Source organism: Alishewanella jeotgali KCTC 22429 (genome assembly GCF_000245735.1).
Lineage (GTDB): Bacteria > Pseudomonadota > Gammaproteobacteria > Enterobacterales > Alteromonadaceae > Alishewanella > Alishewanella jeotgali.
Map to the genome: position 1 here is coordinate 1 of NZ_AHTH01000006.1, position 1,517 is coordinate 1,517.

The window sequence follows — 1,517 nt, forward strand, 5'->3', positions numbered from 1 at the left end:
TGGGGGTCACCCATTAGCCTCTCGGTGTCAATAGCGTAACCAAACCCGCGCGCACGCAAGTGCGCGTATCTTTTATTCCTTGTAAACCAATAACCCTCGCATTTTAGTTCTCGTTGGTGGTTGCGATATATCGCTCCAGTCACCCATCAGGATCAAGGCTCTGGACTCACTGCGTCCGGCCCCTGGCTACTTGTAGCCCCAGAAAACCCTCTGTTCTCCCGCCTGTCCAAGTGATGCAGCTTTTGCTGCGACAGAATCATGGTTTTAAACCAACCCCTTGATGGCTCAGGCAGCAGGCGATGTTACGGCAAACAAGGTGAAACAGCGTAGCAGTGCAATCAGATCTATGGTTTTACCAACCCCAAATACGGCATCAGCTACGCTGGGTAAACTCAGTTAAAGGCGCGCTTCACATCAAACTCTACCCCGTCTTTTAGCATGTTGTAGCAGGCTCTGGCCAGTTTGTGTGCCACGGCTTTCATCGCGACAACCTTTAAATTTTTAGCGCATTTACGTTGGTAAAATCGCTTGATTAATTCATCCGAGCCAATCGCAAAGTGCGCGGCCTCCATAAAAGCCCAGCACAGGTAACGGTTGCCACATTTGCGATTTCCTTCACCCTTTTTCTTACCGTTTGATTCGCGTTTTGACGTGACCATCCGGGCGTAAGAAGTAAAATTGCCGCAACTGTCAAACCGCGTAATATCACCGGTTTCCAGACAAATGGTCATCGATAAAATATCGCCAATCCCAGATACGGTTTTAAGCAGCTGAAAATCCTTGCAAGGCTTAAGTTGGCGTAACAGCTCAGCTTCTACAGCCTGAATTTGCTGTGCTAACGCTTGCATCACAGTCCAATTCGCCTGCAACGCCAGTAACTGCTCTGGCAACAGGGGCAGTGCGGCCACTTGCTCCGCTGTCCATGTTTTAATAGTGTAGCTTGGTGTATCCCGGCCTAAATTGCGCATCAATAAATTCTTGATAGACAGCAGCTGGGTGGTCTTTTGCCGTACCAACTGCGCGCGTTTACGTGCTAAATCACGCAGAGCACGAGGCTCTTTCGGATAAATATAGCCACAGGGCAACAGGTCTATTCGCAGCAAATGCGCCAGGTGTCTGGCATCGGCGAAGTCACCGCTGTATTTAAGGCCATCATAGACCACCACTGCCGCGGTGTTGACCAGACGAACCTCATAACCTTCCGCTTGCAGCGCATCGACCAGCCAATACCAGTTAAACGTTGATTCAACAGCAATAGTGTCAATCTGCTCTTTATACATGGCAAGTACCCCGAGAATAACCTGCGCATCATTCGGTAAACGCTTGGAATAAATGACCTTATCGTTTTTATCAATAATTACTAACACAGAATTATTGGAATGCAGGTCAATACCGACATACAATTTCATACGGCCTCCTTGGAAATAGTTTTTTTCGACGTCAATCAAAAAATAGCTATTAACTCGGAGGCCGTCTAAGGGCCGCTTAGGCTAATGATTATCAGGTCTTGCTTTTTG

Annotated in this window: 1 protein-coding gene; it reads right to left on the reverse strand. The window is 48.0% G+C overall.

Annotated elements, in window-relative coordinates; genetic code table 11:
• Positions 1-392 precede the first annotated feature (392 nt).
• Positions 393-1,409, reverse strand: a complete 1,017-nt coding sequence (locus tag AJE_RS04225) for an IS110 family RNA-guided transposase (RefSeq protein ID WP_008949471.1) — start codon at positions 1,407-1,409, stop codon at positions 393-395.
• Between the last annotated feature and the right edge of the window lie 108 nt (positions 1,410-1,517).

What these genes read in the sequence shown, in the direction of transcription:
- AJE_RS04225 (WP_008949471.1), bottom strand. Translation starts at nt 1,409, where the DNA reads ATGAAATTGTATGTCGGTATTGACCTGCATTCCAATAATTCTGTGTTA.